The sequence below is a fragment of the Nocardia sp. NPDC004722 genome, from assembly GCF_053601505.1.
On the sequence record NZ_JBSGBY010000620.1, the window covers coordinates 1 to 4811 of the forward strand.

Consider the following 4811-nt stretch of genomic DNA (forward strand, 5'->3'; position numbering starts at 1 on the left):
GCAGGAATTCCGCCAGATAGCGTCCGCTGTAGTCGGGAAGGCCGTTGTTCTGCACGGCGGCCGCGCCGATGGTGTCGACGTGGTTGTAGCCGGGCAGGCTCTGCACGGTCGCGGTCGGCGGGACCGGGAAGAGCAAGCCGGGACCGAACTGCACCACGCTGTCGCCCGCCCACAGCACCAGGTTCGGTTTGGTGCGTTCCATGCCGTGGTATCGCAGGTCGCCCATGTCGCCGGTGCGGGCGCCGCCGTAGCCCGCCGCGATGTCGAGCACGACGCGCAGCGGGAAGTAGGACTCCCAGTAGGCGTAGGGTCCGCCCGCCGCCAGTTGCCGTGCCACGTCGTGGATGTCGGCGACCTCGTGGCCGGGCGAGGTGTAGGGGACGCCCTGGACGTTGTCGTAGTTCCGCCAGCTGTAGAGCACCGACCGGTCGGTGGGTGCGACCCGGTCCTGCGGTCCGGCGCTCAGCCGCAGATAGTTGCCGAGCAGCGGAATCTGGGTCGCCGAACCGGGATTCGGGAAACTCTTGGGCTGCACGGGCCCGCCGTCGAGCGCACCCATCCCCTGTTGAAGCAGTTCGAAATTGCAGGAGTTGTTGTCCAGCAGCTCACCCAGCAACGCGGTATTGGTGAAACGGTAGTCGCGCAACGTGCCGGATCCGGCCGCCCCATTGGTGGCGAAGTCCGCCCAGGTGGGGGCGAACAGGTAATTCAGCGTGGCATCGATCTCGAAATCGTGCGGAAGATGCGCCAGCAGTTGACTTTCCCCGTCCGGATCCAAGTGCGCGGCCAATCCGGCCAGGCGGTAGAGCAGGAACGCCTTGGTGCCGATAACCGGCGTCGCGCCGAGAATCCGCGGCAGTACCCCGATGTTCTGGGTCGCCTTCAGCACATCGTTGACCGGCGAGATGATCGCGTTGGTGAGGTCGTGCAGAAGCGGCGTGTTCTGAATGGCCACCGGGTCGGAGGACACCATCGAATCCTGCGCCGCGAAGGCCGCACACTGGCTGTAGCCTGCGGTGTCGGGATCGCCGTTGCCGAAATCCCAGTCCGCGAAGAAACCGGTCACCAGCCCGCCCAGGGATATTCCGGTGCACACGTACTTGTGCTGCCGCACCACCTGATCCGGGATCTCGTGCAGCATGATCTCGTACTGGTCGCGCAGCACCCGTTCGAGCCCCATGAAATCCAGCACGGGCAAATCCTGGGAGCTCTTGAACCCCGGGAAAACTCGCCCGTCGATGGGCATCCCGTTGAAGTAGTAGTCCACGGCGTCGAGGTAGTTCCCGGTCCGCAGCGCGTAGTCGAATCCGGTGTTCTCATCCAGGCAGCTGCTGCGCCGGGCCATCGCCCAGAATTCCACCTTCCGCCCCAGCTGCGCCGCCGACCGCACCGTATTCGTCGCCACCCCATCGGAATTCATGGCCCCGCCATTGAGTCCCTGCTGCTGCACCACCACCGAATCGGCGTCGGCGGAATCAGCGGGCCCGTCCGCCGCCCGATAACGCAGGAATCCCGCCCGATCGCATTCCGCCGGATGCGCGGGCGCATTCGCCGGCAGCGGCAATGAGAAGCTGACCTCCGAGACGATCACCCCGTCCCGCCGATCCAGCACCGTCTCCTGCCGATCGGTGGCCGCGCTCACCGGCGCGACGGCCTGTGCCCGCGGCGACACCGGCAATACCAGTGCCGCAAGGGTTCCGGCCGCCACCGCCACGGTCCCCCACCCCAAGAAAATTCTCACACCCGACATCGTGTCCACCGCCGACCCCGGCGGTCATTGGGCAGTGCGAAAGCAAACCCCTCCCCCAACTGTGAACAATTCCGAATCCACCGAATTGCGTAGCCTGAGTGGGTGGAATATGCAGGCTTGGGGCGAGGGGTCGGCGAGGGGTGGGAAGTCGCGGGCGCCGGTGCCGCCGTCCGCGGTGGGGCGATGATCGGGTACCGGGATGTGGGTGGACGCGGGTTGGATCTCAAGGTCGCGGGGACCGCGGCGGTGACGGTGCTGGTGGAGTTCGGGGGTAAGGGCCTGGTTGTCGAGGACGTCGTGGGGCGGCGTTCGGTCGGGGGCTTCGTCGCGGGGCTTCCGCTCGGGGCGATGCGATTGCAGGGAGCGGGGGTGGAGTGCGTCGAGGTGCGGCTGTCGCCGGTGCTGGCCTACTCGATGCTGGGAGTTTCGGCGGGGAGTCTGGGGCGGGGAGCGGTGTCGCTGGACGAGGTGTGGGGTGGGCGGGGTGAGCGCTTGCGGGAGGAGCTGGCCGCGGCCGAAACCTGGGACGAGCGGTTTCGGGTGATGGAATCGTTTCTGGTGCAAGGGGAAAGGCGGAGGGCCGCGGTGGATCCGGAGGTGCTCGAGGGGTGGCGGCGGATACTCGCCTCGGGCGGGCAGGTGCGGATCGGGGAGTTGGCCGAGGCGGCCGGGTGGAGTTACAAGCGGTTGGGGGCGCGGTTCGAGGCGCAGATCGGGTTGACGCCCAAGCGGGCGGCGATGCTGGTGCGGTTCCGGGCGGCGGTGGACGGATTGCTGGCGGGGCGGCCCGCGGCGGAGGTCGCGGTGGATTGCGGGTATGTCGATCAGGCCCATTTGTGCCGGGACGTAGGCATATTCGCCGAGCTCACGCCCGGGTCGCTGACGGCGGAGTACCTGCCCGCCATCGCCCGGTACCGGTACACGGAGTGGGGGAATTTCTTCCAATACGGTGCGGTGCCGCCCGGCCGATAGTGGTCGCATGACCACCACATTCGATCCCGAAGAACTGCGCAGCGCCCTCGAGGCCGTCCATCACGCAGGTATCCCCGGCATCGTCGCCGAGGTACGCGACCACGACCAGATCTGGTGCGGTGCGGCGGGAGTCGCGGACACCGCCACCGGACGGCCCGTCACGCCCGACATGCGATACCGAGTCGGCAGCCTCACCAAGACCTTCACCTCCGCCGCGATCCTGCGACTGGTCGACGACGGCGCGATCGGACTCGACACACCCATCGGCCACTATCTCCCGGACCTGGTACCCGGCGAACGCGGAGCCGCGATCACCGTCCGCATGCTGATCAGCCACACCAGCGGCCTCGCCGAATACCTGCCCTACGCCTACTCGTCGCTCGCGGCCTTCCCGAACGTCGCCCGGACCACGCCGGACAGCTTGGCGGACAACAGATTCACCGAATTCCACGCCACCGACCTGATCGCGATGGGGGTCTCGGCGCCCGCCACCGGCGCCCCGGGCGGCAATCCGGGCGTGTACTCGAACACCAATTACCTGCTCCTGGGCCAACTCCTGGAGTCGGTGACCGGTGTCGCGGCGGAGAAGTTCATCACCCGCGAGGTCATCGAACGCGCGGGCCTGCGCGACACCGAACTACCCGGTGGCACCGAGATCACCGGACCGCACGCGCTGCACTACGAGTCCTGGTTCGGCATGTTCGAGCCGCCCCGCGACTTCAGCGTCTACGACATGTCTTTCGTCGGCCCGGCCGCCTCGCTGATCTCCACCGTCTCCGATCTGAACCACTTCTACGGCCTGCTGCTGGCCGGTGAGATCGTGAGCCGATCCGCGCTGGAGCAGATGCAGCGCACCGCGCCGGTCGTCTCCTTCGAGGGCAAACTCATCGACTACGGCCTGGGCCTGCAACGCACGGCCATCCCCGGATCCGGAATCCATTGGGGCCATGAGGGTTCGGTCTGGGGCGCCGGTGCGATCACACTGACCAGCGCCGACAACACCCGGCAGGTGACCCTCGCGGTGAATCTGCAACGCTGGAACCGCCTGGACGCCAAAGGAATCCCGCAGCCCCACCCGATCGACCAGGCGCTGCAAACCCTCATCCACCGGGCATTGTCCGCCCGCTAGTCGCGACCTCAGCCGGTCACCGGCGCCGTCCAATGATTCACCAGCGTGACGGTGCTGCCGTCGGCCAGATCGCAACTGAACGCGACGGAATGCGCCCCGCGACGGACATTGGTGAGCACCACCACCAATGTCCCGTCGGCGCCGACCGTGCCATCCGCCTTCCGCGAGAGCGAGTAGTCCGTCAGCGTGCACGCGGCCCCCGGCTCCAGCCCGGAACCCTTCGCGGTAATCGTGTTGTCGTTCTTGCCCTTGATGGTCACGCTCGGCGCTGCCTCGGCAGGCCCGGCCAGCACCGCCACCATGGCTGCGGCAGCGGCGGATCCGGCGGCGAGCATCGCAATTCGTCTGATCATCCGTCCATCGTCGAACTATCCACACAGGAAGTTCCCAGGACGAAAGAATTTCCTCTTGTACCCCAACCGATTCCGCGATCCGTCGGCACTGTCGCAGCGGCACCGAATTTTCGAATGGTTATAACCACCGAACCCGTCATCGGCTCACTGCGGCAGGGCATCCCAGAAGGCGCAGCGGTGGTCGGTGGCGAAATCGTCGGTGAGGCGGCTGCCCGAAGGACGGAAGGAGAGGTAGGTGGGGGCGTCCGGGGAATACTGCGGAATCGCCTGCGAGCCTTGGGGGTCGAGGGTGCCCGCAGTGATGAAACGGGTCCAGTAGCGGCGCATCTCGGATTGGAGGCGTTGCTGGTCGGGGGTCATGGCGGCGTGCAGGAACCAGCCGGATTGGGCGAGGTCGAACAGGGAGGGCAGTTCGGAGGCGTGGTAGGCGCCCAGGGGGAAGCTGCTCGGCGGGGCCAGGGCGGCGAGATCATCGAATTGATAGACGTAGGTGGGGTTTCGGCGGCTGATGTCGCGGACCTGGCCGATGAGGTTGCAGACGACCTTGTCGGTCCAGCCTCGGGTCAATGCGACGGCGGGCTGGGGGTAATCGGAGAGTGGATACTCC

At 67.0% G+C, this 4811-nt stretch carries 5 protein-coding genes; 2 read left to right on the forward strand and 3 right to left on the reverse strand.

Features of this window, described 5'->3' with window-relative positions; translation table 11 throughout:
* Window positions 1–1741: hypothetical protein (locus ACWELQ_RS38195; RefSeq protein ID WP_452401887.1), on the reverse strand; the 1741-nt coding region annotated here is incomplete at its 3' end.
* Between the two features lie 111 nt (window positions 1742–1852).
* Here ACWELQ_RS38195 and ACWELQ_RS38200 point away from each other — a divergent pair.
* Together ACWELQ_RS38200 and ACWELQ_RS38205 are read left to right on the forward strand one after the other, a co-directional pair.
* Window positions 1853–2722 carry a helix-turn-helix domain-containing protein gene (locus ACWELQ_RS38200; protein ID WP_452401888.1) on the forward strand — a complete coding sequence of 290 codons (870 nt, stop codon included), beginning with the start codon at window positions 1853–1855 and terminating at the stop codon, window positions 2720–2722.
* A 7-nt stretch (window positions 2723–2729) separates the two neighbouring features.
* A complete protein-coding gene (locus ACWELQ_RS38205; RefSeq protein ID WP_452401889.1) occupies window positions 2730–3851 on the forward strand; it encodes a serine hydrolase domain-containing protein in 1122 nt (373 codons plus the stop codon).
* Between the two features lie 8 nt (window positions 3852–3859).
* Here ACWELQ_RS38205 and ACWELQ_RS38210 read toward each other — a convergent pair whose 3' ends face one another.
* Window positions 3860–4204 (reverse strand): hypothetical protein, encoded by a 345-nt coding sequence (locus tag ACWELQ_RS38210; protein ID WP_452401890.1) that lies wholly within the window; start codon window positions 4202–4204, stop codon window positions 3860–3862.
* Window positions 4205–4348: 144 nt separating this feature from the next.
* On the reverse strand, window positions 4349–4811 hold a 463-nt coding region (locus ACWELQ_RS38215), incomplete at its 5' end, for a carboxylesterase family protein (protein WP_452401891.1).